Genomic DNA, 16,492 nt, shown 5'->3' with positions numbered 1-16,492 from the left:
TTATAGCCGGCACGGCAACGGGCCCCTTCTCCCGCAACCAAAAACAACGCTATATGCCTCCCCAAATCCTGTTCTGGATCCCCTTCCTGGTCCTTTTCGGCGCCGTCGTTTTCTGCGACCGCCGCTGGTGCATGCTCCGCGATCTTTCACAGCCTTCGCCGCAGCCCTACAGCTGGAGCCGCGTGCAGCTCGCCTGGTGGACGGTCATCATCCTTTCCAGCTTTATCGCCATCACCTGGGTCGGGTACCTGCCCGCAGGCAGCGCCGTGCGCGTGTTTCAGGCACCCACGCTCAACGGGGCCGCCGTCATCCTGCTCGGCATCAGCGCCGTGACCACCGTCACCGCCCGCACCCTCGATGCCAACCACGCTGCCGCCGTGCCGCACCTGCCCGGTGAGAAAGGCAACGGCGAAAACTTCTTCCTCGATATCCTCTCCGACAACATCGGCGTTTCGATCTCGCGCTTCCAGACCGTCGTTTTCAATTTCGTGTTCGGCGTCTGGTATGTCCGCGAAGTCCTTTCCCACCTCGCCGGCTTCAGCAACCCGGACCTCGTGATGCCCGACATTTCGCAGAACAACCTGATCCTTCTCGGTATGAGCTCGGCTACCTACGCGGTGATGAAGGTGACGGAGCAAAAGGAAAAGGACAACAAAACCTCCCTTGCCGACGGCACGCAGCCCGCTGCCGGCGGCGCGCCCGTAGCCGATACGACCGGAGACCCCGAGCCCGCCGTTGGGTGATGGTCAATGGTCAATGGTCAATCAATGAGTAATGAGTAATCAGTAATGAGTAGGTAAGGTTCTGACCAACAACCACAAACCACAAACTGCCCCCTTCGCTGAAGCTTCGGCCGGCGGAGCCAAACTACAAACCACAAACTCCAAACTCCAAACTGTTCTTATGTCTTTCCAGGATAAATACAGCATCAGCGCCAAGCTGCTGCCCAATGGTACCAAGCGCCGCAGCGGCCGCATGCTCGGCCCCGTTAAATTTATAGTCGCCCACGACACCGGCAACCCCGGCTCTACCGCCCGGATGAACGTAGCCTGGTATACCAGCACCGCCAACGACCAATCGGCCTCGGCGCACCTTTTTGTCGACGACAAGGAAATCATCGAGTGCGTGCCGGCGCTGCTCTCGAAGCCCGAGAAGGCCTGGCACGTGTTGTACGGGATGCCCAAAGACAACGAGCTCTATGGCGCCGACGCCAACGACAACGCTATCGGCGTGGAATATTGCTACGGGGGCTCGATCGACGACGATAAGTCGTACGCCAAGTACGTATGGCTGCTCGCGAAGCTTTGCTACCAGTTCGGTCTCGACCCGGCCACCTCGGTGGTGGGCCACTTCTTTCTCGACCCGAAGCGCAAAACGGATCCCGTGACGGGCCTCGCCCATAGCCGCCGCACCTACGAGCGCCTGCTCCACGACGTGGTGACCGAGTACAACGAATGCACCGGGCAGGCTACGGCACCTTCTTACGTCGAAACCCCGATGCCGGCGCAGGCCAGCACGCTGGTGAAGCTCAACCTGCGGAGCGCGCCCAGCACCCGCGCCGGTCTTGTGCAAACGCTGATGGCCAACACGCCGGTACTTATCGTGTCGCGGATCGAAAACGGCGAGCCCGTCAACAACAACCGCGTTTGGTACAAGGACAGCAACGGAAACTATTGCTGGAGCGGCGGCGTGCAGCTTGCCGCAGCAGCGGCCATGCCGCCGGTGGCTTCTCCTTCAGCAACCCGGCCCGCCGCGGTTCCCGGCCCCATGTCTTCCGGCGGCGCGCCGCTCACCGGCTATCGCCCCGACCAGAAGTGCATCGACTTTATCAAATCGCACGAGGGCTTTCGCCTCAACTCCTACCAGGACAGCGCCGGCATCTGGACGATCGGCTACGGCTCCATCCTTTACGAAGACCAAAGCAAGGTGAAGCCCGGCGACCAGATCACCCCCGACCGCGCCGAGACGCTCCTGGCCATGGAAGTGGAGGAGAAGAGCGAATCGGTGAAGCGGATGATCCAGAACCCGCAGCTCAACCAGAACCAATTCGACGCCCTCGTAAGCTTCGCCTACAACGTGGGCACGGAAGCCCTCCGCGGCTCCACGCTGCTGCGGCGCGTCAACGCCAACCCGGCCGACCCGAGCATCCGCGAGGCCTTCCTCATGTGGAACAAAGCCCATGTGGACGGGAAGCTGGTGGAGATCGACGGACTGACGAAGCGGCGCGACGAGGAGGCGGACCTGTATTTCTCCTGATAGACGCTCACTTACTCCAACTGCCGCCCCGGTTCCAAATAAGAACGGGGCGGCGGTTTTTTTTCAGGACCTTCGCGGCACGCCATGCACCGATACTTCCTCGTTTACAAGCCCTTCAATACCCTGTCGCAGTTCACCCGCGAAGGCCCCGACGACATTACCCTCGACGACCTGGGCTACGAGTTCCCGGCCGACGTATACCCCGTGGGGCGGCTCGACAAAGACAGCGAAGGCCTGCTGCTGCTCACCAATGACAACGAGCTGAAGACGCGCTACCTGAGCCCGAAGACCAAGACGCCAAAGACCTACTGGGTGCAGGTGGAAGGCAGCGTGACCAACGAGGCCCTAAAGCAACTCGCGGCAGGCGTCACGCTGAGCGACAAAGGGAAGTCGTACCGGACGCTGCCCGCGAAGGCCCGCCGCCTCGACGCGGAGCCCGAGCTGCCACCGCGCAACCCGCCGATCCGCTTCCGCAAGGAGATTCCCACCTCCTGGCTCGAGCTGACCATCGTGGAAGGCAAGAACCGCCAGGTGCGCCGGATGACGGCCGCCGTCGGCTTTCCCACGCTGCGCCTTGTGCGCGCCGCCATCGGCGACCTGCGTCTGGGGAAGCTCCAGCCGGGCGAGGTGAAGTCGATTCCGCAGCCCAAAGCGCTGTGACCGCCGGGGTAAAACGGTCAGGATTTACCACTCATCGGACTTATTTGCGGCCCCAACTAAATAAAACCCTTAGGGCCGCACGGCCGGCTACTTTTGTGCGACCCCGGGCAACGGTACCTATCGGCGGCCCGTACTTTCGACTATGAATCCGACAATCACGCTCCAGTTTCCCAACTTCCCCGCCATGAAAGAGATGGTGGAGCGAAGCAGCCTCCTGGTTTCGAGTTTCAACATCCTCAACTATACCCTGACCGGCAAATTCCCCCCCGACCTGGTCGACCATGCCATTGGGCAGCTGGGTGCTTCCTACTTCTCCGAGAACTGACCGCCGGGCGCCCGCCCCCTCAAGGATTCGTGATTCGGGTTGTTTTGCCGTAATTTGCGCGCTAGCGGTGAAGAGCCGCTCCCCTTAACTACCCCGATTCATGATTCTTATCGTCGATGATAAGCCGGAGAACATTTTCTCACTCCAGCGTATTCTGGAGGTGAACCAATTCAGCACCGACGCGGCTGCGTCGGGCGAGGAAGCCCTAAAGAAGCTCCTCAAGAACGACTACGCCCTCATCATCCTCGACGTGCAGATGCCGGGTATGGACGGCTTCGAAGTAGCCGAGGCCGTCTCCAGCTTCAATAAAACCCGCGACATTCCCATCATTTTCCTGTCGGCCGTCAACACCCACAAGCGTTTTGTGACGAAGGGCTTTGAATCGGGTGCCGTAGACTATATCACCAAGCCCGTCGACCCCGATATTCTCATCCTCAAGGTGCGCAACTTCTACCGCCTGTATGAAAAGACGCAGGCGCTGAAGGTGGCGGAGCGCGAGCTCAAAGCCCTCAACGAGAGCCTCGAGCGCCGCGTTACGGAGCGTACCCGCGAGCTGCAGGACACGGGCCGCGAGCTGGTGGAGCGCAACCGCGAGCTCGAGATCAGCAACCACGACCTGCAGCAGTTTGCCTCCGTTGCCTCGCACGACCTGCGCGAGCCGCTGCGGAAGATCCAGCTGTTCGGCAACATGCTCCGCGACGACGCCGGCCTCGAAGGGCGCCACGCGCAGCACCTCGAAAAGATCATCCGGTCGGCCGAGCGGATGAACAACCTCATACAGGACCTGCTCACGGTGACGAAATTGTCGGAAGCCGAGCGCTTCGAGCGTACGCCGCTGTCGTCGCTCCTGCAGGATGTGCTCTCCGACCTCGAGCTCGTCATCCGCGAAAAGGGCGCGCGCCTCGATATCGGCACGCTCCCGGAGATCGACGTGATACCCGGGCTCGTGCGCCAGCTGTTTCTCAACATCGTATCCAACGCCCTCAAGTTTTCGAAGCCCGGCGCCGCGCCCCATGTAACGGTGCATGCCGATTTCGTGGCGGCCCCGGATCCCGATGCGTCGGCCGACCCCACGGGTCCTTATTGCCGCATCAGCATCGCCGATGAAGGCATCGGCTTCGACGAGAAATACACCGAGAAGATCTTTACGCTTTTTCAACGCCTCCATGCCCGCGATGAGTACGAAGGCACAGGCATCGGCCTGGCCATCGTGAAGAAGATCGTCGAAAAACACAACGGCCTGATCTTCGTCCGCAGCCGCCCCGGCGAGGGTGCCCGCTTTATTATTTTTCTTCCCGCCGAGCGCCAGCACCAGCAGGCGGGCGTCCTCATCGAAAGCTAATACGCCAAAACAAGAACTGTGAACGCATTCAAACGAAACCTCATCCTCGGCTACGGTATTTCCCTTGTCCTGCTTGTCGCAGCCGCATCCGCCTCCTATATCAGCATCCGCGGCCTGCTCGACAGCGCCCGCTGGGTGGATCATACGCAGCAGGTGTACCGCTCGCTCGAAAACGTCATCTCCACGCTCAAAGACGCCGAGACGGGCCAGCGTGGCTTCCTGCTTACCGGCGACGAACAGTTTCTTGAGCCGTACAACGGCGCCTACGACCGCGCCAACCGGCACCTCGAGGAAGTGCGGAGCCTTACGAAAGACAACCCGCAGCAGCAGGTAACGCTCGACTCGCTGGGCAACGTCATGCACCTGCGCCTCAACATGCTGTCGCGGCTGATCGATATCAAGCGCAGCGGCAGGCCGGTGCCCGACTCGATGCTCGTGGAAGGCAAGAAGAACATGGACGTGGCGCGCCGCCTCATTTCGCAGATGGAAGCGCGCGAGCAGGTATCGCTCGACCAGCGCACTGCCAAGCTCAATGATTTCGCCCGCCTCACACCCGTATTTATACTGGTGGCCTCGCTGCTCAGCATCCTGGTCACGCTGATCTCTTTCGGCAAGGTGCTCAGTGATTTCAAGAAGCGCGCGGCGCTGCAGGCCGAGCTCGAGCAAAAAGACCGCGACATCCAGAAGCGGCTGGCCGTTATCGAGGGGCTTGCGGGCTCCATCGCATCGGGTCAGTACGATGTGCGCGTGGACGACGAAGCCTCCGACGCACTGGGTTCCATCTCCGGGTCGCTCAACCAGATGGCAGCATCGCTCGATTTGAATTTCCGCCAGCTCTCGGAAAAGGAATGGCTGCAAACCGGTGTTGCCCGCCTCAACGACAAGATGATCGTGGAGCAGGATGTGGCGACGCTGGCCGACAGTACGCTGCGCATCGTGGCCGAGTATGCCGATTGCATGGCGGGCACGCTCTATATCGCCAGCGAGGAAGGAGCGCTCCTGCTCCGCAGCGTGTACGGGCTTCCGCGGGCGCAGGTTCCCGAGCGGATGCTGATCGGGGAAGGCGTTGCCGGCGAAGCCGTGCGCAGCGGCCGTCCGAAGGAATTCACCGACTTCGATCCGAAGCGCTATTCGCTGCCGGCGCTCGGTGGCGAGCTGCTGCCAAAATCCGTCATCGCTGTTCCGCTGCTGCTTGGCCGCCGGGTACTCGGCGTGCTGGAGCTCGCAACGACAAAGCCCTTTACCGAGCGCACAACGGCTTACTTTACCACGATCGGCACCAATATGGCGATCGCGTTCAATACCGCCCACAGCCGCGAGCGCGTGCAGGAGCTGCTCAACGAAACCCAAGCGCAGGCCGAGGAGCTGCAGACCCAGCACCAGGAGTTGGAAAACATCAATGCCGAACTCGAGGCGCAGGCCGAGAAGCTGCAGGCTTCCGAGGAGGAGCTCAAGGTGCAGCAGGAAGAACTGATGCAGGCGAACCAGGAGCTCGAAGAGCGTGCCCGCCTCCTCGAGGAGCGCAACGTCCTCATCGCGCAACGCAACCGCGACATCCAGCAGAAGGCCGAGGAGCTTGCTCTCAGCACCCGCTACAAATCGGAATTCCTGGCCAACATGAGCCACGAGCTGCGCACGCCGCTCAACTCGATCCTGCTCCTGTCGAGGCTCCTGTCGGAAAACAACGAGAAGAACCTGAGCAACGACCAGGTGGAATATGCGCAGGTGATCCAGAGCTCGGGCCAGGGACTGCTGGCGCTCATCGACGAGATCCTTGATCTCTCCAAGATCGAGGCCGGCAAGATGGAGCTCGAATTCCTGCCGGTGGCCCCGGCCGTGCTGGTGCACGATCTCAAGGGGATGTTCCTGCCGATCGCGAACGACAAAGGCCTCGAGTTTCATGTCAATGTCGATGCGAGCCTGCCGGGGCAGATCGAGACCGACAAGATGCGCCTCGAGCAGGTGCTGAAGAACCTCGTATCGAACGCGCTGAAGTTTACCGAGAAGGGCTCCGTGTCGCTCACCCTCGACAGCGGCGCGCCGGGCTACATCCGATTCGCGGTGCGCGACACCGGTATCGGCATCGCGGCCGACAAGCAGGCACTTGTATTCGAGGCCTTCCGCCAGGCCGACGGCTCCACGCGCCGCAAGTATGGCGGCACGGGCCTGGGCCTTTCCATCAGCCGGGAGCTTACGCGCCTGCTGGGCGGCGAGCTGCGGCTCGAAAGCGAAGCCGGCAAGGGAAGCACCTTCTCCTTCGAGCTGCCGATGACCCGGCAGATCGCCGAGGCGGCCGCCGGTCCGCCCGCGGCCGCGCAACCCACGCGCCCCGAGCCGCCCGCTCCCGAAGTGGCATCGGCCGGACCCGCCGAGCCCGCGGCTGCCAACCTCGCACCGCAACGTCATAATACCACCGGGATCCCGGCACCCGTGCCCGACGACCGCGACAGCGTGGGACCGCAGGACCCCGTGATCCTGATCATTGAAGACGATACCGCCTTTGCCCGCGCCCTGCTCGACTTTACCCGCAAGCGTGGGTACAAGGGACTGGTGGCCGTTCGCGGCGACGAAGGCATCGAGCTTGCGCGGCGCTTCCGTCCGAAAGGTGTGCTCCTCGACATCCAGCTGCCGGTGAAAGACGGCTGGGAAGTAATGGAAGCCCTCAAGCAGGACCCGGTTACGCGCCCCATTCCCGTGCACATGATGTCGTCGCTCGAAGCCCGCCGCGAAAGCCGGCTCAAGGGCGCGATCGACTTCATCAGCAAGCCGGTTGCCTTCGACCAGATGCAGGAAGTGTTCAGCCGCATCGAGCAGGTGGTGAACAAGGAGAACAAGAAGGTGCTTATCGTGGAGGAGAACGAGCGGCATGCGCAGGCGCTGGCCTACTTCCTCGAAACCTTCAACGTATCCGCGCAGATCGCGGGCTCCGTGCCCGACTCGGGTGTGGCGCTGCAGCGTTCCGATGTCGACTGCGTGATCCTCGATATGGGCGTTCCCGACCCGCAGGCCTACGAGATGCTCGAATCGCTCAAGCAGCAGTCGGGCCTCGAAAGCCTGCCGATCATCGTATTCACGGGCCGCAGCCTGTCGCGCAACGAGGAGGCACGGATCAAGCAGTACGCCGACTCGATCGTGGTCAAGACCGCGCATTCTTACCAGCGGATTCTCGACGAGGTATCGCTGTTCCTTCACCTCGTGGAAGAGCAGGAGGGCGACAAGCCGAAGAAACAACGACGCCTCGGCGCGCTCTCCGAGGTGCTTGCCGGCAGGAAGATCCTTGTGGCCGATGACGACGTGCGGAACATCTTTTCCCTGTCGAAGGCGCTGGAGCCGCATGGCATGGAGGTGCTTTCGGCTACGGATGGCCGTGAGGCGCTGCAGCAACTTGGCGAGCACCCCGATATCGACGTGGTGCTGATGGATATCATGATGCCCGAGATGGACGGCTACGAAGCGATGCAGGCGATCCGGAAAATGCCGGCCCACCGCAACCTCCCGATCATCGCCGTGACCGCGAAGGCCATGAGCGGCGACCGCGAAAAGTGCATCCAGGCAGGCGCTTCCGACTACATCTCCAAACCCGTCGACGTGGACCAGCTGTTGTCGCTGCTGCGGGTGTGGCTCTATGAATAACGAATATCGAATAACGAATAACGAATAACGAAGTTGGGTTGGACGAACACCAAACTTCAAACACCAAACTGTCTTTCCCGATGGAGATACTGATCATCGACGACGAGCCCAGGAATATTTTTGCCTTGCGGGCCGTGCTGCAATCGAAGGGCTACCAGGTAGAGGCCGCGGCTTCGGGCTCCGAGGGGCTGGAGCGCCTGCGGGCCAACCGGGGCATCGGGGTAGTGCTGCTCGATATGATGATGCCCGATATGGACGGTACCGAGACGCTGGCGCTTATCCGCCAGGACGAGACGCTGCGCGGGCTCCCGGTGATCGCGGTAACGGCGCAGGCGATGAGCGGCGACCGTGAGCGGATGCTGGCGGCCGGCGCCGATGACTACGTGTCGAAGCCTGTCGACGTGGACCGGTTGCTCGGGTTGCTACAGAAGCATGCGGCGCCGGACAGGGGCGCTTAAGGTTCTTATGGTTTTAAGGTTCTTCAACGCCTCGTTACTCATAGGCCGATTCATTAACTCACTTTTCTTATGCTTCGCGACGCCGACCTGGATTTGCTGCTGAACGACCTGCTGGAGCGCTACGGATACGACTTTTCGGAGTATGCCCGCGCTTCGCTGAAGCGGCGCGTGACGCGGCTGTTGTCGCTGGATCGCTTCCCGTCATTTGCCGAATTCCGCTACCGTCTCTCGAACGATGCCGATTACTTCCGCCGCTTCGTGGAGGAGGTAACGGTCAACGTAACCGAGATGTTTCGCGACCCGGCCTTCTACAAGGCCCTCCGCTCCGAGGTGCTGAACGTGCTGGCCACCTACCCGCTGATCCGCATCTGGCATGCCGGCTGCGCTACCGGCGAGGAAGTGTACTCGATGGCCATCCTGCTGAAGGAAGCCGGCCTCCTGCACAAATCGCTGCTGTATGCCACCGACCTCAATCCCGACGCGCTTGAGCGTGCCCGCAAAGGAATCTATCCCCTCGCGCACATGAAGACCCACTCGGAGAATTATGTGCTGTCGGGGGGCATGCAGGATTTCTCCTCCTATTACACGGCACGCTACGACTATGCTTCCTTCGACCGCGAGCTGTCGAGCAAGATGATCTTCGCCACGCACAATCTCGTGTCCGACCGGTCGTTCAACGAGTTCCAGCTGATCCTCTGCCGCAACGTGATGATCTATTTTGAAAAGCCACTGCAGGACCGCGTATTGCAGCTCTTCCACCAGAGCCTGGAGCCGCTGGGGTTTCTTTGCCTGGGCAGCAAAGAGACCCTGCGTTTTTCGACAGTGGCACAGGATTTTACCCTTTGGAGCAAAGAAAAAATATGGCGGAAAACGGGAGGATAAAGCTCATGGTGATCGGCGGTTCCGCCGGTAGCCTCGAGGTGCTGCTGCTGGCCCTGCCCGGCCTGCGCCGCGACCTGCCGTTCCCGGTACTCATCGTCATACACCGCAAGAGCGCCGAGTCGATACTGGCGGAGCTGCTGGCGAGCCGCACGGAGCTGCCGGTGCGCGAGGTCGAAGACAAGGAGCCGCTCGGCGCGGGCACCATCTACGTGGCGCCGCCCGACTACCACACGCTTGTGGAGCAGGACGGCACGCTGTCGCTCGACTGCTCCGAGAAGGTCAACTGGAGCCGCCCCAGCATCGATGTAACCTTTGAAACAGCGGCCGAGGTATACGGCCCCGGTGTGGCGGCCCTGCTGCTTTCGGGCGCCAACCATGATGGCGTAGCCGGGCTGCAGCGCGTGCAGGAGCAGGGCGGGATCGTATGGGCCCAGGATCCCGGCAGCGCGCAGGTTGGGTACATGCCGCAGGGAGCCGTCGACACGCTTCCGCTCGACGGCGTGCTGCGACCCGACGAAGTGGCAGCCGCCATCAATGCGCTGTAGCCTTCACGCGTGCAAAAATCGGGTTGATTATAAAGGAAAGCGGATGCAGATATGGCAACCGGTGCCGGCGGCGCTCGTGATCGACATGTCGCCCTTGAACACCTCCACCCGGTTTTTCATATTGCGCAGGCCGAGGCCATCGCGTTTCTGCTGCGGGTCGAATCCGACGCCGTTATCGCGGATGCAGATCGTGAGGTTATTGCTTTCTTCGCTTACCTGAACCGACACCTCGCTCGCGCGGGCGTGCTTCACGATATTGTTCAATTGCTCCTGCAGGATCCGGTACACGGTGAGCTGCAGGCCGCTTTCCACTCGCTCTTCGCGTGCATCGAAACTGAACGTCAGGGCAAAGAGGTTGAGCGACCGGTATTGGCCGATGAGGTCTTCCAGCGTGGCACGGAGCCCGATGTCGTAGATGACGGGGGTGACCAGTGCCTTCGACAGGTTGCGGATCTCGGTGATGGCCCGCTGCAGCAGCGCAGCGCTTTTTTCGACATAGGTGGCCTGCTGATCGGGGTAGTAGCCGATATTCTCAATATAAAGCTTGGCGGTGGTGAGGATCTGGTTCACGTTATCGTGCAGCTCCTTGCCGATCTCGCTTCGTTCCTTTTCCTGTGTGTTGAGGATGGTGCGCGCGATCTCTTTCTGCACGGTGATCTTTTCTTCGAGCACTTTCTGCTCGAGGGCGAGCTTCTCGGTAACGTCGTTCACGTTGACCAGCACATGGTAGCCGTCGTCGAGGTAGATGCCATGGGTTGTGAGCTCGACGGCGATGTGGACGCCGTCGCGGGTGCGGTGCTGCGATATGCCCTGCATCCGCCCGGCCGGCATGAAGTCGCTGAGGAGCAACTGCCGAACCCGCTCGCGCTCGTTATGCGGCTGCAGGTCGATCACGGTCATCGAGAGGAATTCCTCGCGGCTGTAGCCGTAGTGCTCGATGGCTGCGTCGTTCACTTCCACGAAGCGCAGGTCCTCGCGCCGGAAGATCCACTTGGGCTCCGGGCTTTGGTAAAAAAGCAGGCGGTACTTTTCCTCGGAGAGCATGATGGCTTCTTCCGTTTCGAGCCGCTGCGTGATGTCGCGGAGGTTGATCACCACCGATTCGATATCGGGATCTTCGAGGTGGTTGCTGAGCATGGCCTCCACCCAACGGTAGCTTCCGTCCTTGAGGCGGAAGCGGAAGGGCGGGAGCAGCACCTGTGCCTGGGTCTGGATCTTCATTCCCTTATCGATGATCGGCGCGAAGTCGGCGGGGTGTATGGCTTCGTAGCCCAGCACGCCCATCATTTCATCAGCCGTGTAGCCGCTGAAGCTGGCGGCGTTGGGGCTGATGTAGCGGATCACGAAGTTGCGGTCCATCAGGATCACGACGTCGAGACCCGACTGCACCATGGCACGGAAGCGCCGCTCACCGCGCTGGAGGAGCAGCTCCGATTCACGCTGCTGCGTAACGTCGTGCACCGCGCCGATCATGCGCAGGGCGCGGCCGGAGCCGTCCCGTATAATTACGGCCCGGTCCTCGAGGTGCATCAGCGATCCGTCGGGGCGAACAAAGCGATACTGGTCTTCCCAGAGAAAAGCCTTGGGGTTCGAGATGACCTTTTTCTGCTGCGCGATAACGCGGTCGCGGTCGTCGGGGTGCAGGTTGTTGTGCCACACCTCGTTGACGTTGGCGTCCGGAATATCGAAGCCAAGCACACGGGTAAAGGAATGATTGATGTAGATCTCGTTGGTTTCGAGGTTCCAGTCCCAGAGCACGTCGCTGGTGGCCTGCGATACAAACTGGTAGCGCTCGTAGAGCTGTTTGTATTGCCGCTCGCTTTCGATGAGGCGCTGGGTTTTTTCGATCCGGTCGGTGGCGTCGTGGAGAAACCCGAAGGCGCCGGCGGCTTCCTCGTTGTGAAAGTGCGGAACGATGGTTACCTGTGCCACCTTCCGCCCGGCGGGCGTTTCAAAGGCCACGTAGCCCGTGTCGGGCCGTCCCTGCAGGGCGCCTTCGAGCAGGCGCGCCGTGTTTTCCCGCTCGTCGGGTACGGCGAGTGACGGCAGCAGCACCCCGATCAGGGCTTCTTCGCTGAGTCCCAGGAAGTCGGCCATCAGGTCGTTGCAGCTCACGATCCGTCCCCTTCTGTCGGTTTGAAAGAAGATCCGCTGCCGCGGCAGCGCGGTGATTGTTTCGTTATCGTGAACCACGGAATTCGGTATGCGGATGCTGTTGTTGAAGGGCACGGCGCCTTGAAGTTAGGGAACAAAATGCCAGTCTGCGAATATGTTCGGCAGACCGGCGGAAGACGTTTTCGATGTGGTTTACTTGTAAGCCTGCTCGTGCACGCTTTTCACGGCGCGGCCCGAGGGGTCGTTCATTTTCTTGAACGCTTCATCCCATTCAAGGGCGATGGCCGTGCTGCAGGCAACCGATGGCTCGGAGGGTACGCAGCGCGCCGCCTCGTCGCCGGGGAAGTGCTCGGCGAAAATGCTGCGGTAGAAATATTCTTCCTTGGAGCGCGGCGTGTTGACGGGGAAGCGGTAGGCCGCGTTGGCCAGCTGCTCGTCGCTTACCTGCTCGGAGGTGATCTTCTTCAGGGTGTCGATCCAGCTATAGCCCACACCGTCGGAGAACTGCTCCTTCTGGCGCCAGGCCACTTCGGCGGGCAGGTAGTCTTCGAAAGCCTTGCGGAGCAGCCACTTTTCGATCTTTCCGTTTCCGCTCATCTTGTCTTTCGGGTTGCAGCGCATCGCCACATCCATGAACTCCTTGTCGAGGAAAGGCACGCGACCCTCCACGCCCCAAGCCGCCAGCGACTTGTTGGCGCGCAGGCAGTCGTACAGGTGGAGCTTGCCCAGCTTGCGCACCGTTTCCTCATGAAAGGCCTTCGGGTCGGGCGCCTTGTGGAAATACAGGTAGCCGCCAAAGAGCTCGTCGGAGCCTTCGCCGGTAAGCACCATCTTCACACCCATCGATTTGATGACGCGCGCCAGCAGGTACATCGGCGTAGACGCGCGGATGGTGGTGACGTCGTAGGTTTCGATGTGGTAGATCACATCGCGGATGGCGTCGAGACCCTCCTGGATGGTGAAGTGCACCTCGTGGTGTACCGTGCCGATATGGTCGGCCACCTTGCGGGCGGCAACAAGGTCGGGCGAGTCTTTCAGACCCACGGCGAAGGAGTGAAGCTGGGGCCACCAGGCATCTTTAAGGTCTTCGGTCTCCACGCGGCGGGCGGCGAATTTCTTGGCGATGGCCGAGATGACCGACGAGTCGAGACCGCCGGAAAGGAGCACGCCATAAGGCACATCCGACATCAGCTGGCGGTGCACGGCTTCCTCAAGCGCTTTCCTGATGGCCGAAATATCGGTGTCGTTGTCTTTCACGGCGTCGTAGTCGGTCCACTCGCGGCTGTACCACTTTACCGGTCCGGCGGCCGTGCGGCTGTCGAGGTAATGGCCGGCAGGGAATTCCTGGATCCTGGTGCAAACCCCTGAAAGGGCCTTGAGCTCTGAGGCCACGTAAAAGGTGCCCCATTGATCCCAGCCCATATACAACGGAATGATGCCCATATGGTCGCGGGCAATGAGGTAGCTGTTGTCGTTGTGGTTGTACAGGGCAAAGGCGAAGATGCCGTTGAGGTCTTCGAGAAACGCAACGCCTTTCTCCTGGTACAGGGCCAGGATCACTTCACAGTCCGACTGTGTCTGGAAGCTGTAGGCTGTGCGCAGGTTCTTCTTCAGCTCGCGGTGGTTGTAGATCTCGCCGTTAACGGCCAGCACCAGCGAGCCGTCGGCGTTGAACAGCGGCTGCTTACCCGATGTGGGATCGACGATGGAGAGACGCTCGTGCACGAGGATGGCGCTGTCGCATACGAACGTGCCCGACCAGTCGGGGCCGCGGTGCCGCTGCCTGCGCGACATATTGAGCGCCTGGGGGCGCAGTTCATCGGCTCCTTTCTTCAGGTCAAATACCCCTACGATTCCACACATAATTTTTCGGTTTGCTGTATAAAAAGAATGCTTGCCCGTATTCGGGACAAGCATCGTATGAAGACGAATATAAGGAAAATATCAGATGTGGCCCGCCTTGGGGGCGCTGCAGCGGTTTACCCGTTTTCGAGGATGAGGCGGTCGACGGCGATGGCGGTGCTGAGCATCGCGCGGCGCTCGCTGTCGCTGAGGGCTTCGCGGTGAAGCTCTACGAGGTAGGTATTCTTGCCGTTGGTGTCGCCCGGTGTGGACCGGGGATCGAACTCCTGTATGGAGCCGAAGCGGTGGTAGTCGCGGTCGATGATGTCCATATCCCACACGCTCTGGCTGCCGGCGATCTCACCGATCTTTTTGCCTTCGGCGTTATACACCTTGATACGGGGTTTGCGCGAGCGGTATTTGTGCTTGAGAAAGCCGATAACCGTGCCGCGGGCGTCAACAACCTCGGTGCGCGACACGAAGATGGTCCAGCCGCGGCGGATGGCGCCCTGCACGCGTCCCTGGCGGTCAAGGAGCTCAAAGCGGAAGGGGAGGATGGAGGACTTCAGGAAGACGCGCCAGAAAAAGCCCGCCACCGAAATGTGCTGCAGCAGGGAGCCGATGCGCTGGCCCGAGCTGTCCCAGATGGCGAACTCATTACGTGCTTTCAGGGCGCCGCGGTGCTCCTGCACATAAAACGCGCTCCTGTCGAAAAAGGAATCGGGGGCGGTCCCGGTCCGTTCGTTCGTTGCCGTAGCCAGCATAGGGTTCATTTGCGTAAGATGCAAAAATAATCCTAATGCGGCGCCGTTTTTCGGCTTACGGGCGGATATCCTCGGCCAGCAGCTGTTGCTGCACCTTGTCGATGAGCTGGTTGAAATCAAAGGGCTTGGGCAGGAAATCGTCGGCGGCAGCCCGGCAATCGTTCCAGGTGTCATCGCCCGACATGAGGATGACGCGGAGGTCGCGGGTGGCTGCGTCGGCACGGAGGCGGCGGCAGAAATCGCGGCCGTCGGCATCGCCCAGGCCTACATCGAGCAGGACGAGGTTCGGCTGGTGCGCGCGGATCTTGCGCTCGGCTTCGGCGGCGGTCCGGGCAAGGAAGGTTTCGTAGCCCTGTCCTTTCAGAATGATCTGGGTAACGAGGAGGAGGTCGACGTTGTCGTCGACGAGAAGAATTTTGGGGTGCATAGGCGCAAGACTTGAGTGTTGTCAGTGCGGCCATTGGCAAAAAAGAGGCCATTCTTGAGGATGTTCGGGATATGGGCGAAAATTATTTGCCGGTGGCATTTACGAAGCTCAGGTGTCGGGGGCAGGGCAGTTGCCTGATGCGTTTTATTGGCTGCAACCGCCTGCCTTTGCTTTTTACGAAACATTAACGGCAGCCCTGCTACAACGAATATTCAGTTGACCCTAGCTTCAGCAACAAATCAGTCAACCAAAATGGAATCCTCCGACGACGAGGGCGACCCTGCGGCCGCCTCTTCCCGACCCCGCCAGCTCCTGGCAGGGCGCCTGTTCCTCCTTCTCAGCTGTCTCCTTTTTTGTTCTTATCCCCAAACCGCCAACCGGCCACGTGCACAAACAGGCCCCTTGATCGCGGCGGCGCCGGAGCTTCGGAAAAAAGCAAAGCCGCTGCGGCGCAAAGCTCCACCGCATAAGGCGCGCAAGAAGATCTACCTCACGTTCGACGACGGCCCCAACAGGGGTACGCGCAACGTATGGACGATCATCCGCGACGAAGGCGTTCCCGCCAGCTTCTTCCTCGTGGGCGAGCACGTGTTCGACAGCCGCGGCCAGGAAGCGCTGTTCGACAGCCTGCGCAGCTGCCCCGACATCGCGCTGTGCAACCATAGCTTTTCGCATGCACATTGCCGTTACAAGCACTATTACGAATCGCCCGACTCCGTGGTGGCCGACTTTTGCCGCACCCGCGACTCACTCGGTCTCGACAACGCGGTGGCGCGCACACCCGGCCGCAACATCTGGCGTATCGACTCGCTCCGCGCCACCGACCTCAAGGCGAGCGCGCCGGCTGCCGACTCGCTGCAGCGCGCGGGCTTTCTCCTCTTGGGCTGGGATGCCGAGTGGACCTTCGACCACCACAGCTACAACGTGGAGCAGGACGCGGAAACCTTGCTCCGCCAGGTTGATTCGGTGTTTGCTCGCAATCGTCTTAAATGCCCGGGGCACCTCGTGCTGCTGGCCCACGACCAGGCCTTTGCCGCCTCCATCGACTCGCTGCAGCTGCGCCGGTTTCTGCAGGCGCTCAAGAAGCGCGACGATTACGAGATGGCGCTGGCCACCGACTACCCCGGGGTTCAATAGGAAACTGGTCGCTGTGCCCCGGTTGCCGTCCGCAACCGGGGCAGGCGCTACACGGATCATCCGGACTGCACCGCTTCGGGTTTTTCGTTGCTGCCCGGCAGTTGTT

General features: G+C 61.1%; 14 protein-coding genes. 10 read left to right on the top strand and 4 right to left on the bottom strand.

Annotation, left to right across the window (positions count from 1 at the left end; genetic code table 11):
* The first annotated feature begins 53 nt into the window (after positions 1-53).
* The 9 genes from ACYU7Z_RS10095 (at position 54) to ACYU7Z_RS10055 (ending at position 10,101) form a co-directional block, all read left to right on the top strand.
* Positions 54-743 carry a hypothetical protein gene (locus ACYU7Z_RS10095; protein WP_460570010.1) on the top strand — a complete coding sequence of 230 codons (690 nt, stop codon included), beginning with the start codon at positions 54-56 and terminating at the stop codon, positions 741-743.
* 160 nt (positions 744-903) lie between these two features.
* Positions 904-2,256: a glycoside hydrolase family protein gene (locus ACYU7Z_RS10090; protein WP_460570008.1), complete on the top strand. Its 1,353-nt coding sequence runs from the start codon at positions 904-906 to the stop codon at positions 2,254-2,256.
* A gap of 84 nt (positions 2,257-2,340) precedes the next feature.
* Positions 2,341-2,916: a pseudouridine synthase family protein gene (locus ACYU7Z_RS10085; RefSeq protein ID WP_460570006.1), complete on the top strand. Its 576-nt coding sequence runs from the start codon at positions 2,341-2,343 to the stop codon at positions 2,914-2,916.
* Positions 2,917-3,058: 142 nt separating this feature from the next.
* Positions 3,059-3,241, top strand: coding sequence for a hypothetical protein (locus ACYU7Z_RS10080; RefSeq protein ID WP_460570004.1), 183 nt, complete (start codon positions 3,059-3,061; stop codon positions 3,239-3,241).
* A gap of 100 nt (positions 3,242-3,341) precedes the next feature.
* Entirely contained in the window at positions 3,342-4,583 is a 1,242-nt protein-coding gene (locus ACYU7Z_RS10075; RefSeq protein WP_460570002.1) for a sensor histidine kinase, read from the top strand.
* Between the two features lie 18 nt (positions 4,584-4,601).
* Positions 4,602-8,216 (top strand): response regulator, encoded by a 3,615-nt coding sequence (locus ACYU7Z_RS10070; protein WP_460570000.1) that lies wholly within the window; start codon positions 4,602-4,604, stop codon positions 8,214-8,216.
* 80 nt (positions 8,217-8,296) lie between these two features.
* Positions 8,297-8,674 (top strand): response regulator, encoded by a 378-nt coding sequence (locus tag ACYU7Z_RS10065; RefSeq protein ID WP_460569998.1) that lies wholly within the window; start codon positions 8,297-8,299, stop codon positions 8,672-8,674.
* 69 nt (positions 8,675-8,743) lie between these two features.
* A complete protein-coding gene (locus tag ACYU7Z_RS10060; RefSeq protein ID WP_460569996.1) occupies positions 8,744-9,556 on the top strand; it encodes a CheR family methyltransferase in 813 nt (270 codons plus the stop codon).
* Entirely contained in the window at positions 9,535-10,101 is a 567-nt protein-coding gene (locus ACYU7Z_RS10055) for a chemotaxis protein CheB (RefSeq protein WP_460569994.1), read from the top strand. The genes ACYU7Z_RS10060 and ACYU7Z_RS10055 overlap by 22 nt, the downstream gene beginning before the upstream one ends.
* Before the next feature lie 27 nt (positions 10,102-10,128).
* Here the strand turns inward: ACYU7Z_RS10055 and ACYU7Z_RS10050 are convergent, their stop codons facing one another.
* From ACYU7Z_RS10050 to ACYU7Z_RS10035, 4 genes are all read right to left on the bottom strand, one after another.
* Positions 10,129-12,330: a sensor histidine kinase gene (locus ACYU7Z_RS10050; protein WP_460569992.1), complete on the bottom strand. Its 2,202-nt coding sequence runs from the start codon at positions 12,328-12,330 to the stop codon at positions 10,129-10,131.
* 78 nt (positions 12,331-12,408) lie between these two features.
* The gene (asnB, locus tag ACYU7Z_RS10045) at positions 12,409-14,079 is read right to left on the bottom strand and encodes an asparagine synthetase B (protein ID WP_460569989.1); all 1,671 of its coding nucleotides are present in this window, start codon (positions 14,077-14,079) and stop codon (positions 12,409-12,411) included.
* Between the two features lie 116 nt (positions 14,080-14,195).
* Positions 14,196-14,831, bottom strand: coding sequence for a hypothetical protein (locus ACYU7Z_RS10040; protein ID WP_460569987.1), 636 nt, complete (start codon positions 14,829-14,831; stop codon positions 14,196-14,198).
* Between the two features lie 46 nt (positions 14,832-14,877).
* Entirely contained in the window at positions 14,878-15,249 is a 372-nt protein-coding gene (locus ACYU7Z_RS10035; protein ID WP_460569985.1) for a response regulator, read from the bottom strand.
* Positions 15,250-15,501: 252 nt separating this feature from the next.
* Between ACYU7Z_RS10035 and ACYU7Z_RS10030 the strand changes: the two genes are divergently transcribed.
* A complete protein-coding gene (locus ACYU7Z_RS10030) occupies positions 15,502-16,386 on the top strand; it encodes a polysaccharide deacetylase family protein (protein WP_460569983.1) in 885 nt (294 codons plus the stop codon).
* The last annotated feature ends 106 nt before the right edge of the window (positions 16,387-16,492 follow it).

Source organism: Flaviaestuariibacter terrae (assembly GCF_054777635.1).
This window is presented reverse-complemented; position numbering and strand designations above follow the sequence as displayed.